General features: G+C 69.9%; 9 protein-coding genes and 1 pseudogene. 6 read left to right on the top strand and 4 right to left on the bottom strand.

Annotation, left to right across the window (positions count from 1 at the left end; all coding sequences use genetic code 11):
* The first annotated feature begins 113 nt into the window (after positions 1-113).
* The 5 genes and pseudogenes from H1D24_RS06765 (at position 114) to H1D24_RS42140 (ending at position 6,006) form a co-directional block, all read left to right on the top strand.
* Entirely contained in the window at positions 114-1,472 is a 1,359-nt protein-coding gene (locus H1D24_RS06765; RefSeq protein WP_374064173.1) for an ABC transporter substrate-binding protein, read from the top strand.
* Between the two features lie 91 nt (positions 1,473-1,563).
* Positions 1,564-2,439: a carbohydrate ABC transporter permease gene (locus tag H1D24_RS06760; protein WP_181656474.1), complete on the top strand. Its 876-nt coding sequence runs from the start codon at positions 1,564-1,566 to the stop codon at positions 2,437-2,439.
* Positions 2,436-3,362, top strand: a complete 927-nt coding sequence (locus H1D24_RS06755; RefSeq protein WP_181656473.1) for a carbohydrate ABC transporter permease — start codon at positions 2,436-2,438, stop codon at positions 3,360-3,362. Before H1D24_RS06760 ends, H1D24_RS06755 begins: the two co-directional genes overlap by 4 nt.
* A gap of 197 nt (positions 3,363-3,559) precedes the next feature.
* Positions 3,560-5,356: pseudogene (locus H1D24_RS06750) on the top strand (RICIN domain-containing protein); the annotation flags it as partial.
* Between the two features lie 527 nt (positions 5,357-5,883).
* Positions 5,884-6,006 (top strand): hypothetical protein, encoded by a 123-nt coding sequence (locus H1D24_RS42140; protein WP_258563890.1) that lies wholly within the window; start codon positions 5,884-5,886, stop codon positions 6,004-6,006.
* 249 nt (positions 6,007-6,255) lie between these two features.
* On the opposite strand, the gene H1D24_RS06745 is transcribed toward H1D24_RS42140, so the two are convergent.
* From H1D24_RS06745 to H1D24_RS43965, 3 genes are read right to left on the bottom strand one after another with little or no spacing between them, the layout of a single operon-like run.
* Positions 6,256-7,785, bottom strand: a complete 1,530-nt coding sequence (locus H1D24_RS06745; RefSeq protein ID WP_181656472.1) for a type 1 periplasmic-binding domain-containing protein — start codon at positions 7,783-7,785, stop codon at positions 6,256-6,258.
* Positions 7,776-9,767: a hypothetical protein gene (locus H1D24_RS06740; protein ID WP_181656471.1), complete on the bottom strand. Its 1,992-nt coding sequence runs from the start codon at positions 9,765-9,767 to the stop codon at positions 7,776-7,778. Before H1D24_RS06740 ends, H1D24_RS06745 begins: the two co-directional genes overlap by 10 nt.
* 55 nt (positions 9,768-9,822) lie before the next feature.
* On the bottom strand, positions 9,823-10,251 hold the full coding sequence (locus H1D24_RS43965) for a glycoside hydrolase family 3 N-terminal domain-containing protein (RefSeq protein ID WP_374064172.1): 429 nt from the start codon (positions 10,249-10,251) through the stop codon (positions 9,823-9,825).
* Between the two features lie 207 nt (positions 10,252-10,458).
* Between H1D24_RS43965 and H1D24_RS06730 the strand changes: the two genes are divergently transcribed.
* Complete coding sequence (locus H1D24_RS06730; RefSeq protein ID WP_181656470.1) at positions 10,459-12,132, top strand: acyltransferase; 1,674 nt, start codon at positions 10,459-10,461, stop codon at positions 12,130-12,132.
* Between the two features lie 218 nt (positions 12,133-12,350).
* On the opposite strand, the gene H1D24_RS06725 is transcribed toward H1D24_RS06730, so the two are convergent.
* Positions 12,351-14,027 carry a PucR family transcriptional regulator gene (locus H1D24_RS06725; RefSeq protein WP_374064171.1) on the bottom strand — a complete coding sequence of 559 codons (1,677 nt, stop codon included), beginning with the start codon at positions 14,025-14,027 and terminating at the stop codon, positions 12,351-12,353.
* Between the last annotated feature and the right edge of the window lie 46 nt (positions 14,028-14,073).

The raw sequence follows: 14,073 nt of genomic DNA, 5'->3' as shown, positions 1-14,073 counted from the left end.
CTTTCCTCAAAGCTCTCTCTTCCCACCCTCTGACGCGCCCTCGCCAGGCGTTCCATCCCTCTGCCCACCGGCCGGAGTTCACCATGCCCCGATCCTTCTTTCCCACGTCCTCCATGAGCCGTCGTCGGTTCCTCGCCACGACCGGCGCGGTGTCTCTCGGCGCCGCGCTCGCCGCGTGCAGCGGCGACAGCGACTCCGGCGGCTCCTCCGCCTCCACCAAGTCGGTCAGCCAGGCCGACATCGACAAGGCGATGATGACGCCGACCCAACTGACGTTCTGGACCTGGGTCCCGAACATCCAGGAGGAGGTCGCGCTCTTCGAGAAGAAGTACCCCGCGATCAAGGTCAAGGTCGTCAACGCCGGCCAGGGCGTCGCCCACTACACCAAGTTGCGCACCGCGCTCAAGGCCGGAACCGGTGCACCGGACGTGGCACAGATCGAGTACCAGGCCATCCCCACTTACACGATCACCAACAGCCTGCTGAACCTGGCCCCGTACGGCGCCTCGGAACTGAAGGACCAGTTCGTCGACTGGACATGGGGACAGGTCAGCGGACCCGGCGGCGAGGTCTGGGCGATCCCCCAGGACACCGGACCCATGGGGATGCTCTACCGCAAGGACATCTTCGACCAGCACGGCATCCAAGTGCCGACGACCTGGGACGAGTTCGCGGCCGCCGCACGCACGCTCCACAAGGCGGACCCCGACGTCTACCTGACCAACCTCGCGGCGAACGAACCCGCCGCGTGGCACGGCCTGCTCTGGCAGGCGGGCGCCAAGCCGTATGCGACCTCGGGCGAGAGCACTCTCTCCATCAGCGTCGACGACGCCGTCTCCAAAAAGCTCGGCGAGTACTGGGGCGGGCTCGCGAAGGAAGGCGTGATCAGCACCGACCCGGACTTCACCGACGGGTGGTATGCCGGGTTCAACAAGGGCAAGTACGCCACGTGGCTCACCGCGGCCTGGGGCCCGGGCTTCCTGTCCGGTTCGGCCAAGTCCACCGCGGGCAAGTGGCGGGCGGCGCCGCTGCCGCAGTGGGATGCGTCCAAGCCGGTCTCGGGTAACTGGGGCGGTTCCACGACCGCGGTCATCAGGGCAACGAAGAATCCGATCGCGGCGGCGCAGTTCGCCCAGTTCCTCAACAGCGACCCGGCGAGCGCCAAGATGTTCGTCACCAAGCAGTTCTCTTTCCCGGCGACCAAGGCCCTGCTCGCCGACGCGAGTTTCACCGGCGACGCGCCTGCCTTCTACGGCGGTCAGAAGGTCAACCAGCTTTTCGCAGACATCAGCGACACGGTCTCGACGTCGTTCCAGTGGCCGCCGTTCCTGGACCAGGCGGCGACCGACTGGACGGAGACCGTGGGCAAGTCCCTCGCCGACAAGTCCGACACCGTCGCCGCGCTCGGCACGTGGCAGTCCCGGCTCACGACGTACGCCAAGAACCAGGGCTTCACCGTCAAGGGGGCCTGAGATGGCCTCCCCGAAGTTCTCGACTGTTGCGCTCGAACAGGGGGTGCCCCCACCGACCGCGGCTTACGCCAGGAAGCCGCGCCGAGCGCACATGCCACGTCGTCGGTCCGGCGCGGCAGGGCCGCTGTTCGTAGCCCCGTTCCTGATCCTCTTCCTGCTGCTGTTCCTCGCCCCGCTCGGCTATGCCGCCTACCTCAGCCTCTTCCAGCAACGGCTCATCGGCGGCACGGTCTTCGTCGGCCTGGACAACTACGTCACCGCCCTCAAGGACCCGCTTCTTCTCCACGGCGTCGGACGCGTGGCACTGTTCTTCGTGATCCAGGTGCCGCTGATGCTGCTCCTGGCCCTGCTGTTCGCCCTCGCGCTGGACAGCGGCCTGCTCCGGCTGGCACGCGTGATCCGTCTGGGCATCTTCGTGCCGTACGCGGTCCCGAGCGTGGTGGCCGCGCTCATGTGGGGCTACCTCTACGGCCCCGACTTCGGCCCGTTCGCCCAGCTGAGCCGGAATCTCGACCTGCCGGCCCCGCACTTCCTCAGCGACGGTTGGATGCTGGGCAGCCTGGCGAACATCGTGACCTGGGAGTTCGTCGGCTACAACATGATCATCCTGTACGCGGCCCTGCGGACCGTCCCCCAGGACCTGTACGAGGCGGCCGCGATGGACGGCGCCGGCGCCTGGCGCGTGGCCTGGTCGATCAAGCTCCCGGCGCTGCGGCCCGCTCTGCTGCTGACCCTGCTGTTCTCCGTGATCGGCAGCTTCCAGCTGTTCAACGAGCCCAGCCTGCTGATGAAGATCGCTCCCGATGTCATCAGCAGCTCCTACACCGCCAATCTCTACGCCTACTCCCTCGCCTTCACCGGCAACCAGGTCAACTACGCCGCCACGGTGTCCTTCCTCCTCGGCCTCGTCATCGTGATCGCCTCCTACGCCGTGCTGCTGACCGCAAACCGCAGGAGGGCCACGTGACCACCATGACTCCCGCACCCACGGTCGCATCGACGGTGCCGGACCCCAGGCCCATCTCTCACGCAAGACGCCGCCGGACCCGCAGTACCCCCCTCACCATCGCCATGCTGGCCGCCCTGGCCTACTTCCTCCTCCCGCTGTTCTGGCTGCTGGTCGCCTCGACCAAGAGCACACAGGACCTGTTCAACAGCTTCGGCCTGTGGTTCTCCCGCACCCCGCAGCTGCTGGCGAACATCAGGGCCACCTTCACCCAGGACGACGGCGTCTTCGTCCACTGGCTGCTCAACACCGCCGTGTACGCCGTCGTCAGCGCACTCGGCGCCGCACTGCTCGCAGCCGCCGCCGGGTACGGCTTCGCCAAGTTCCGCTTCCGCGGCGACCGGGCCGCCTTCAACCTCGTACTCGGCGCCATCATGGTCCCGGCCACCGCCCTGGCGATCCCGACCTACCTGCTCTTCGCCAAGGTCGGCCTGGTCAACACCCCCTGGGCGATCATCCTGCCCTCCCTCGTCAACCCCTTCGGCCTCTACCTCATGCGCGTCTACGCGGCCGACGCCGTCCCGGACAGCCTCCTCGAGGCCGCCCGCATCGACGGGGCAGGGGAGGCAAGGATCTTCTTTCGGATCGCCCTCAGGCTGCTGGCCCCCGGCCTGGTGACCGTCCTGCTCTTCACGCTCGTGGCGACCTGGAACAACTACTTCCTGCCGCTGATCATGCTCAACGACCCGAACCTGTACCCCATCACGGTCGGCCTCTCCTCCTGGGCCGCCCAGGCGCAGAACGGCGGAGCCGGCGCCAGCAGCGACATGCTCCCGCTCGTCGTCACCGGCTCGCTGATCTCCATCGTCCCGCTCGTCATCGCCTTCCTCCTGCTCCAGCGCTACTGGCAGAGCGGCCTGGCGACCGGAAGCGTCAAGCAGTGACGTGACGCACGAGCTTCCCCAGGTGCCGAACTGGAGCTCGGCGCATGGGACGTGCGGGTGTTCGTCACCGGGCGCGCAGGCGGCCCGGCCGACGACGACCTCGCCTGAACTGCAATCCGAAAGGCCGTCACCGCGACGGTCGCCGAAGAACCGAACATCCCCGAACATCCCCCTGGTCATCCCTCAAAGGAGAGGCAATGCAGAGAAGACGGCTGGGAAAGGCGCTGGGAACCTTCATCGCGGCATCTGCGATGGTGGCGCTGCCCATGGCCAGCGCGCAGGCGTACAACCCGACGGGCGGGATCCTATACCAGCTCGGAGACGAACCGTGCCTGAAAGGGCGGGGCAACTGCGCGATCTACGTGAAATCGGCGCAACTGCAGAGCGGACGTCTGGTCGCAACGTTCGAGAAGGCCACTGTCGTGCCGGAGACGGGAAGCGCAGACGGGGAGACGCTGCCGCTCTACAAGAGCGACGACTACGGCACGTCGTGGCAGCCGCTGTCGGAGGTCAAGGCTCCGGCGTACCTCTCCAGCGATCCCAAGTACGCGAAGTACACGAGCAACTGGGGAGCCCCCTATCTCTATGTGCTTCCGCAGGACGTCGGGAACCTGAAGAAGGGCACACTGCTCCTCGCGAGCGTCGTGACGGGCGACGACTACTACTACCTCGAGCACAAGGCGGCCGACCCGAACTGGACGCCGTCGAACGACGGGGATCGCAGTGACATGGCGATCGCCCTGTACTCCAGCACCGACGAAGGCGTGACGTGGAACGTCAACAACGTCATCGCCACAGGCGGATGGCAGGGCGGCAGCGCGGGCGCGATCGGCCGGAACGTCGCGAGCGCGAACACGTACAAGCAGGTGGATCCCCTCTGGGAGCCGTACCTGATGGTCCACAACGGCCAGCTCGTCTGCTACTACTCGGACGAGAACGACTACCTCGGCTTCGACCCGGTCACCGGCGTCCCGACACTGGACCCCGACAACGACACCGCCCCGGATTCACACGGCCAGATCCTCGTCCACAAGACCTGGAACGGCCGCAGCGCCAAGTGGAGCGAGCCCGTCGTCGACGTCGCGGGACTGACGCAGGACATGGGCGGCGGCAAGACGGAGATCGGAGGCGGGCGGCCGGGCATGACGAACGTCGTCCGGACGACGGACGGCAAGTGGCTCCTCCCCTACGAGTACTGGGGCGGCGGGGTCAACGTCAGGTACGTCATCGCCGACGACCCGCTGAAGTTCTACGAGGGCTCCGCCGGCCCCATCACCTCACTGCCGGTCGCCGCCGGCTCCCGCCCCGTCTCTCCCGGCGGCAGCCCGGTCATCATCAAGCTTCCCGACGGGCGCCTGGTGTACAACGCCGCTTGGAGCGGCAACGTCTGGGTCAACGAGAGCGGACGCAGCGACGGCGTGTGGAAGGAGTACCAGACGACCTCGCGGGCCGGCTACACCCGCAACCTGCAGTACGTCGAGGGCACCGGACGCATCGTGATCCTCAACCACCAGGGCACGTCGACGCTCGCCTACGCCGAGGTCGACCTCGGCCACTCGGAGGGCGCCTACTACCAGCTGGTGAACCGCAAGACCGGCCAGGTGATCGGCACCGGGAGCAAGACCAACGACGCGAACATCGGCAACGGCGATGTTCCTGATGTCGTCCTCGAGGATGCCGGCTCGGCGGCGAACAAGGACACCCAGTTCTGGCACATGGTGACCGGGCCGCAGGGCGGCACGACGCTGCTGAACAAGTCCGGAGGCCGCGCGGCAGGCATCTGGACGGGGAACGCGACGGTGGGCCAGAGGATCGGCCAGTGGGTGGACAACAGCGCCAAGGGCAGCTGGAACGTCATGAAGACCGCTGATGGCTACTACAAGTTCCAGGCGGTGAAGAACTCGAACGTGTACCTGACCGGTGCATCCCGCGGGGCGGCGCTGACCTTGCAGAACGCGGTCGCGGACGGCTCGCAGGAGTGGCAGCTCGTCCAGCAGGCACCAGTCTCCGAGGACCTGACGAAGGGCAAGCGGTCGAGGAATCTGATCGCGGCGAACGAGGTCGGGGTGAAGGCCACCGTGTCGCTGGACGCGGCGGCGTCGGATCCCGCGGGCCATGCCCTCCACGCGAACACGACGGGCCACGTCTACGTGTTCGCAGCCGACGGGAAGGCCACCGACCTCGGTCCGGTCTCCTTCGACGAGACCCAGAAGGGCAGCGTGACGCTTCCGGAGACGATCGCGGCCGGGAGGAAGATCAAGATCGCCGTGGTCTTCGACGACACACCGCTGATGTGGGACGCGGTCACCGTGCGGGCCGCCGCCACCGAACGCTGATCCGTGGCTTGGGGTGAGCCGGCTCGTCGGCTCACCCCAACTCAGCTGGTTGTCCGTCGCCGACAACGGGCTCACGCGGACTGCCTCAGCCGCGCAACGATGAGCACGGCTGCGCGGGCGTCACCTCCTCGGTGTGTGGCTCACGCCTGCTCCGCGAGGGGACGCGCGGTCCCGCCCGCACCCCCGTGCCCGGACCCGGGGACCCGGTGCCGCTGTGGCAGCCGAACGACTGGGACTGCCCGCCCGCCATCTGGAGCCCCGAGGCGCCGGCCGACTTCATCACCAACCAGGAAGAAAAGCCCGCCTGAGCACCGTCACTCTCGACCACCCGAACGCCCCGTGCCGTCGGCCGCCCTCGACCACCAGACGGAAGCGGCCGACGGCACGGCGGCGCCCGGTGAGGTCCGGGCCGCTGCCGTCGTTCACGGGAAGAGCGCAGCTCACTTCGATCACGCTGTCCCTCCATGTTTCGGACTCTGCCGACCCGTAGCGCCGGGACGCCGGCCGCTCGGTGCGGTCTGTCCGGCTACGGGGATGGCGAAGCTCTGGGCCCGCCGTCACCACACCACCTTCCGCAGCCGTGCCGTCCCCTGTAGCTGATCTTCGTCGCCCCCGGATTTTCCTTCACGGCGGACCAGTTCGAGGATGGGGATGCCGTGGTCGACCACGGTGCCCTTCTCGGTGAAGGAGAGATAGCCGCCGGCGCCGTGCGCCTTCTGGGAGATCATGACCTGGAACATGGCGGCCACAGCCTTGCCGTCCGGGCGGGGGTCGCCGGAGCCGTTCTCGCCGCGTGCCATCTGCAGGGCTTTGCCGATGACGGCGACGGAGTCGTGGGCGACCATGGCCTGGCCGTCGTCGTGGGTGTCGGACGGGAACCACTCGGCCATGCGGCCGCCAGGGGCGAACTCGCGGGCGGGGTCGGGGATGTCGTCGCGGTCGTCCCACATGCGGGGGTGGGCGAGGCCGGTGAACAGCAGGCGGACGCCCTTGTCGGCGGACTCGGCAAGCTGCGCGCTGGAGAGGTTGCTGGTGTCGTCGCCGGTCATGACCGTGACGTTCTGCCAGGCGTCGTCCTGCTGGCCCCGGCAGGGACGGTCGGCGAGTTCGGTGAGGAAGCGGCCGAGCTGTTTGCCGCGTCCGGCGAAGTAGACCACCTCGGGGCGCTCATCGCACAGGGCCTCGGCCAGGAAGTGCATCTGGTTGCCCCAGCTCTCATGGGACGAGTCGTATTCGTAGCGGCGCTCGGCCAACCGGGACCTGGTGCCCCGGGGGTAGGCGCGGGCGAATTCCTCGGCGAGGGTGCGCGCGTAAAGGTTGTCGTCCGAAGCCTTGTCGACGACCAGGGCCGCGGTGTCGTACCCCTCATCGTGCAGGTAGGAGGCGGCGGCGCGGGCCTGTGCGGAATTCGGCGGGGCGACCCGCACGAGGCGCTCGGCGACCATGTCGGTGGCGGTCGCGGTGGACGCGGCCAGGGCCAGCCCGGCTTTCGAGAGAGCGCGCGCGGCCTTCTTGTTCTCCGGGGTGGACGGCCCTATCCCGGCCACCGCGACCAGCGGGTGGTCACCACCGGTGCGCGCCTTCAGCTTCTCGACGGTGAAGTTCCAGTGCCGGGAATGGCTGCCGGGGTTGGCGAGAATCAGCTTGATCCTGGGGGAGTAGGCGGCGTTGTGCCGCATCTGCGCGAGGTAGGCGCCCTGGAGCTCGTGGCGTACGGATTCGGCGGAATTGGAGTCGTCGTCGCGGACCGTGAGCGTCGTCAGATACGCCACCTCGACGTACGGCGTCTTGTCGTCCTCCGCGGTGATGTTCGCGTTCTCCGTGGCGATACGGGCGGTGATGTCGCGCAGATCGTCGGTGAAGGCGAAGGTGCCGGAGTCCGGGACGCCGACGCACTCGGCCGGGGTGCCGCGCTGCTCCACGCCCTCGGTGCAGTGCCGTTCCGGGTTCAGCCACCAGACCAGGCCGACCGTGATCAGGGCGGCCACAACCAGCGCGACGGCGGCCCAGCCGAGTGTGAGGTACAGGCGTCGTCTCGTCCAGCGCGGTCTGCTGGGATACGTTCCCTGACGTGGGGTCACCACCACGCCACCCCCTCCTGGGTCTGCGGCGGCACCCAGTCACGGAACCGGGCCGCCTCTTCGTACAGCGGCAACGTGTCGCGGTCGAGCAACGCCGCGAGCCGGCTGAAGCGCTCCGCGAGTTCGGGAAGCATGCGCCCGCGCGGATCGGTGAGCGGGTCGGCCCACAGCCAGCCGGCCGCCACCAGCCCGCAGACCGTGCGCCGCAGTTCGTCGGTGCCGGCCGCACCGGGTGTGGCGAGCCGGGCCAGATGGTGCTCCGGCTCGGGGTGCCGCTCCAGCCGGTTCGGTGCCGCGCACACCCGCTGCAGCAGTGCCACCCACTCCCGGCGCGGCAGTGCCTGATCCCCGGTGAGCAGGGCGGTCAGGGAGTCGGCCACCGCGGCCAGTTCGGCCAGGGCGAGCCGGTGGTAGAGCACGTCGGCGGGGCGTTGAAGCCGCTCGGCGTGCGCGTGGAACGCGGTGTGCACCCGCCGCCAGCGCTCCTCGTCCGCGGCCAGGCGCCACAGCAGCAGCCGCCGCAGCCACGGCAGGAACCGCAGCTCACCCGAGGCGCCGTGGTGGACCAGCCAGCGATCGAGGAGGCGGGTGATCAGCGGACGCGGCACCGGCCCGGACGGCTCCGGGACCACCTGTGGGGCCTCGTCCACGGAGTGCGCGGCGGCCCACTCCTCCAGCGTGTGCACCTCCTGCTCGGTGAAGCCGGCCAGGAGCCGGCCGAGCGCGAGATCCACCAGCCGGGGCGCATCGCGCTCCGCCGTCACCTCGGGCAGCATGCGCAGCGATCGGGGCGACACCGGCCGCTCGCTGTCCGGCAGTGCCTGTGCGAGCTGGGCGACCGCCCAGGGCAGACCGCCGGTGAGCCTGTGCGCCCAGTCCGCCTCCTGGGTCCAGCGCGGACGCCCGAGCGCGGCGAGGGCGGCGACGTCGTCCCTGGTCAGATTGCGCAGCCGTACGGCGTACCACCAGGACCCGGCGCCGCCGTCCGCCGACCGGTGGCCCAGCCAGTCCGCGAGTGAGGCCCCGTCCGACGCGACCACCCGTACCCCCTGGCCCGGCCCGCCGTCGCGACTGGGACCCCAGGCGGCGGGCCACTCGTGCAGACTGCCGGCGACCACCGCCGGGTCGTTGCCGTGACCGTCCTCCGGCAGCGCTTCGCGTACCCGGGCCCAGGCGCGGACGAAGTCCAGGCCCATCGGCTCCTGGCAGTTGTCGAGGAGCACCAGCATCGACTTGTTGTGCAGCGGCCCTCGCGCGTGCGCCCGCAGATCGTGGACGAACGCCTCGAGGAGCAGGCGCTCCACCCGCGCCCGGTGCTCCGCCGTCTCCTGGTGCCACCAGGCGTTCAGTTCGACCAGCGCGTCGTCCGGGTCGGTCAGGCCTGCCACCCGGCCGGCGTACCACTGCCTTCCGCGGCGCTCCTGCAGCAGGTTCAGCTGGCGCCCTGGCGACACCTGGATGTGCTCGGACACGGCGGCGAGCACCGAGAGCGGCTCCGGCACCTCGAAGGCGCTCGTCACCTGCATCGCGGTACGGCTGAGCGAGCCGACGATGTCGCGACTGCGGGACGGCATCTGGTGGCGCAGCCGCCGGGTGATGCCGACCCGGGCGAGTCGCCGGGCGCCGTCGCGGGTCGGCGGGTCCCAGCGGTGTTCGGTGGCGAGCAGTCCGATGGTGAGCCGGGGGAAGGCGACCGGGTCCAGCGGCTTTCCCGACTGCAGCTGGTGCGCGAGCGCGGCGAGCACCTCGCGCATGGAGAGCTGGCCGCCGCCCGCGCGCGGTTCGAAGTTGAGGTACGCCACCGGGCACACCGTCCGGAAGTACTCCAGCGCCGACTCGTGCATCTGGCTGGCGCCCGTGCCACGCGGGCCGAGCAGCATCAGCAGCGGACGTGGCGGCGGACTGCCGGGCGGGGTGTGCAGCGCGTCCGCCAGGAACCGCAACACCGGCCGCCTGCCCCGGAAGCCACCCGGTATCTCCTCCGCCATCCCTGTCACCCCCGTCACCTGGCGCGAACAGCAGTGTCGCACCAAGTGAGTGTCACTACCAGCGAGTTGGGGATCTTCCAGGCGTGACAGGCGGCGCTGGGAACGGTGCACGGACCGTCAGGGCTCGCAGCGGCCGAAGACTGTCCGGGCCGGGGTGCCGCTCGCCTGGACCGGGCACTCCCCGAGGCTCGGCCTGGCCTCCACCGCCCGCCGCGCCGACCACGACACCGGCGCCATCGTCGACCAGGGCGGCTGGGCCGCCACTCCCCAGACCAGCGGTCCAGCCGTTCAGGGTGCGCGCAATGCAGCGGTTGCTGTGACCGGCGGCCTTCAAGGGGACGACCTGTGCCTCAGGTTGATGTCCGACCGACCAGTCGGAGACGACCAGCCCGTCGAAGCCCCACTCCTCCCGCAGCACCTGGGTGAGCAGCCAATGGCTCTCGGAGGCATAGGTGCCGTTGATCCTGGCGCCGGCGGCGGACACCGTTGCGGAGCGTCGCTCAGTACGAGCGAAGGGATCCCCGCCCGTTCGGCGGACTCGCTGCACCAGAAGTCCTGACCCGAGAGCAGCGCGGTCCTCCCATCGAGACTCGGTTCGGCGGAGCTGTGGTCGTGGCGGATCGCGCGGCGCGCCTGGATGACGCACCGCGCCCCTTCCGCTGGTGTGTCCTGCCACCTAGCGTTCCGTCCCATGGATCGTGATCAGTCCGTACGCCGCTTCGACCACTGCCCCTGGCTCTTCGCCGAAGGGGCGACCGAGGAACAACGAGCCGCCCAACTGGGGCGGCAGCAGGCGATCGACGGGGACAGTGACATCGGTGAGCAGTGCTACGTGGCCGAGTCCGCTGCGGTGTTCCCGGACCGGCTGCGACTCGGCGACAACTCCTACATCGCCGCACACGCCTACGTCACAGGGACGTTGACCACCGGTTCGGACTGCTCGCTGAACCCGTTCACCACAGTGCGCGGCAATGTCACCCTGGGCAACGGCGTGCGGATCGGCGCACACACATCGCTGCTCGGCTTCAACCACTCCATGGCGCCGGACCGGCCGGTCTTCCAACAGCCGCTCACCAGCAAGGGGATCACCGTCGGCGACGATGTGTGGATCGGCTCGCACGTGGTCGTCATGGACGGGGTGACCATCGGCGACCACTGCGTGATCGGAGCCGGGGCAGTGGTCACCAAGGATCTCCCGGCATGGACGGTGGCCGCAGGGAACCCGGCCCGGCCCCTTCGCAACCGCCTGGAACCCAAGGCGGTCGCCGCGGCCCGCCCCGGCCACGGCGGAGACCGCCTGACCCGGTTCGCCGACGACGCCCGCGCCCAGGCCGCCGATCTCCTGACCCTGTGCTGGGACGGCGACGTTTACGTCGACCGTCCCGGAGCGGCGCCGACCGTGCGTGCGCACTGCGATGCCGTGGAGATCGCCGACCTGCTGCTGGGAACCGCCCCCGAGCAACTGACCGCCGACGAGCACGTCAAGCGGCTGGCCGCCCTCCAGGATCCGCGCACCGGGCTGGTGCCGGAGTTCGGCGACCCACTGCCTGCCGCCGACGCCGACGGCTTCTTCGGCGAGGGTTCCGAGCTCTACCACGTCCTGTCCGTCGGCTACGCCCTCGACTTGCTGGGCGAATCCTTCCCGCATCCGGTGCGCGGCGTACGGGAGATGACCGCGCGCCAACTCGTCGCACGGCTGGAACACCTCCCGTGGCAGGACGGTGCATGGGGTGCCGGCGCCTGGATCGACTCGTGGGCCACGGCCGCGCACTGGAACCTGCGGCAAGGGGACAACGGCGTCATACCCGGGACCGTGGAGGCCCTGTTCGGCTGGCTGCTGACCCACGCCGACCCGTGGACGGGCATGTGGGGCACCCCCTCACCCGAGGCCGGTCGGCTGCAGGTGGTCAACGGCTACTACCGGCTCACGCGTGGCTCGTTCGCCCAGTTCGGGCTGCCGGTACCGCACCCGGAGCGCGTCGTGGACGCGGTCCTGGACCACGCACGAGACGCCCGCTACTTCGGCGCCGGGCAGGAGAACGCCTGCAACGTGCTGGATGTGGCGCATCCCTTGTGGCTGTGCACCCAGCAGCTCGGGACCAGCACGAACGGCGACAGCTACCGGTCTGCCGAGATACGCACCTGGGCCGAACGTCAGCTGGCCGCAACCCTGCTGCGCTGGCAGGACGGCCAAGGCTTCGGCTTCGGCCCCGGTGCCACAGGACCCGGCCCGGAACCCGGACTCCAGGGCACCGAAATGTGGCTGACCATCGTCTGGCTCCTCGCCGACCTGCTGGGGCGCTGCGACACCCTCGGCTATCGGCCACGGGGGGTCCACCGCCCGGAGCCGGCCCGACGACCATGATCCCGCGACTTCACCTGGGAACACGCCCGATATCCGGAGTCGATACGGCGACCGCGTGGCCGCGAGGGCGTCTGTGAATGCGTCAGCCCAGGGCCACCGGGCGGGAAGGTGTAGCCGTAGTCGTCGGGCTGTGGCACCGGGCGGCCCGGGAACTATGGCGGCCCGGGAGCTATGTACGTGAATCCGACGCCTGACGGCAGGACGGAGGCCGTTTTGCGTCAATGGGCTCGCAGGACGTCCAGAGCCGTCAGCGCCACGTGGAGTTCGGTGCGCTGTTCGCCGGATTCGAGGTCGCGGTCGAGGAGGCGCTCGATGGTGCGCAGGCGTTGGTACATGGTTTCGCGGGAGAGGCCGCCCCGGCGCGCGGCGGTGGTCTTGTTGCCGGCCGCCTCCAGGTAGTGGCGCAGGGTCGTCTGCAGGTCGGTGCCGTGCTGGCTGTCGTGGTCGATGAGACGGCCGAGTTGTCTTTCGGCGTACCCCTGGATCCGGGTGTCCTCCCGGAGGGCGTACAGCAGGCGGCGCAGGCCGATGTCGGACAGCTCGTGGAAGGAGCGGTCCGGGGGGAGTGGCTGGCCCAGCGGGGTGGCCTCCGCGACGCGCTCCGCCTCGCGGAAGGAGCGGGCGATGTGGGAGAGGTCCGCGACCTCCGAGCCGACGCTCACGACTGCTTGCGGCGCCATGCCACGCGCTATGCCGTACAGGCCTTCGGCGATGGGGTGCCAGGGCTGGGAGGGGCGCAGGGCCAGCAGGACGCCGATGCGGTCGGGCGCCAGGGCGCCGACGATGGCCGGAGTACCTGCCGTTCGAAGCTCCTGGAACAGGCGGGTCTCGGGTTCGCTTCCCTCATCCCCCGGGTGCAGGTCCACGAGGATCGCGACGAAGCGGCTTCGGTCCGCCGGCAAGCCCAGAGCGGCGCAGCGGGCGCGGGCGTCCTCCGCGGAGCGGTGGCGCTGTTCGACCAGGTCGCGCAGGGCGTTTCGGTGTGCGGTGCGTTCCCAGGGCATGGGGTGGATGAGGCGAGCGACGGTCAGGGCCATCGCGGTCCTCTCCAGGACGGTGATGTCCTGCGGCCCGAAGGCCGGCCCGTCAGTGCCGGCCGGGAGCATGGCCACACGGCCCCAGCGTTCGCCCTGGTACTCGACGGGTGCCGTGAGCCAGCCCTCCGGGCCGCTCATCGTCGTACGGTCGCCGGGCCCGGTGGCTCGGGAGCGCTCTTCCCAACGGATGAGAGCCTCCTCCACCGTGCTTCCGGACGGTTCGCAGATCAGCGCCTGGTGTACCAAGTTCTCCAGCACGACCGTGCGGCCGCTCATCTCCGCCGCCGTGCGCACCACGTCCTCCGGTCCGGCGCCGCGCAGGGTGAGGGCGGTGAACGCCTCGTGGATGCGTTGGGTGCGCCGCATCGCGTCCGCCTGGTTGCCGAGCAGGAGCGCGTGTACGACCTGGGTGACCTCCAGGAAGTTGACGTCCTTGGCCAGGGTGACGAGGGGAAGGCCGCGGGCCTGGCAGGCGTGGACCAGGGTGTCGGGCGGGCGGTGGTAGCGGCGGACGAGTTCGATGACGAGGGCTGCTGCGCCGATGTCGGCGAGTTCGTCGACGTAGCGCCGTACTCCGGCCGGTTCCTCGGGCAGGGGCATGCCGGTGGTCAGGACGAGTTCGCCGCCCTTGAGGAAGGAGGCGGGGTCCGTCAGCTCGGTGATGTGGACCCAGCGGACGGGACGGTCGAGCTGTGCCGCGCCGGTGACGACCTGGGGCTGTCCGGCGGCCAGGACGGGAAGGGCCAGCACGTCGGCCACGGTGGGCGGGCGGCCGACGGTGTCCATGTCCGGGCCCGGCACGGAGGCGTCGGAGCCGTCGGTGGCAGGCCCCGGAGCCGTGTGGTGGTTCTCGGTCACGGTGCCTCCATGGTGGTCCCCTGCGCAGCGAAGCCTGAGAGCTCGG

It is taken from the genome of Streptomyces himalayensis subsp. himalayensis, from assembly GCF_013778455.1.
GTDB classification, from domain to species: domain Bacteria; phylum Actinomycetota; class Actinomycetes; order Streptomycetales; family Streptomycetaceae; genus Streptomyces; species Streptomyces himalayensis.
Note: the sequence above shows the minus strand (reverse complement) of the source record. Positions and strands in the feature narration are given on the sequence as shown.